The sequence below is a fragment of the Paraburkholderia sp. J10-1 genome (genome assembly GCF_905220165.1).
Classification (GTDB): domain Bacteria; phylum Pseudomonadota; class Gammaproteobacteria; order Burkholderiales; family Burkholderiaceae; genus Paraburkholderia.
This window is the reverse complement of record NZ_CAJMYW010000079.1, coordinates 1-335: the sequence shown is the minus strand read 5'-3', so window position 1 is coordinate 335 and position 335 is coordinate 1. Positions and strand designations below refer to the sequence as shown.

Sequence of the window (335 nt, the reverse complement as noted above, 5' to 3'; positions counted from 1 at the left end):
TTTTCGAACGCCTACACGCCCTCGCCGATCTGCGTGCCCGCGCGGGCGAGTCTCGCGACCGGCCGCCACGTGCACGACATTCGCTGCTGGGACAACGCCCTCGCCTACGACGGCGTGCCGCGCGGCTGGGCGCATCACCTCGCCGATCACGACGTGCTTTGCGAGTCGGTCGGCAAGCTTCACTACCGCTCGGACGACGCGCCCGTGGGCTTTCACCAGCAGCATCACGCGGTGCACATCCTCGACGGCATCGGCCAGGTCTGGGGTTCGGTGCGCGAGCCGCTGCCCGAAACGATGGGGCGCTCGCCGCTGTACGACAAGATCGGCGCGGGCAC

Annotated in this window: 1 pseudogene; it reads left to right on the top strand. The window is 69.6% G+C overall.

The features are described from left to right. Window positions 1-335, top strand: a pseudogene (locus U5A65_RS40795) (sulfatase); the annotation flags it as partial.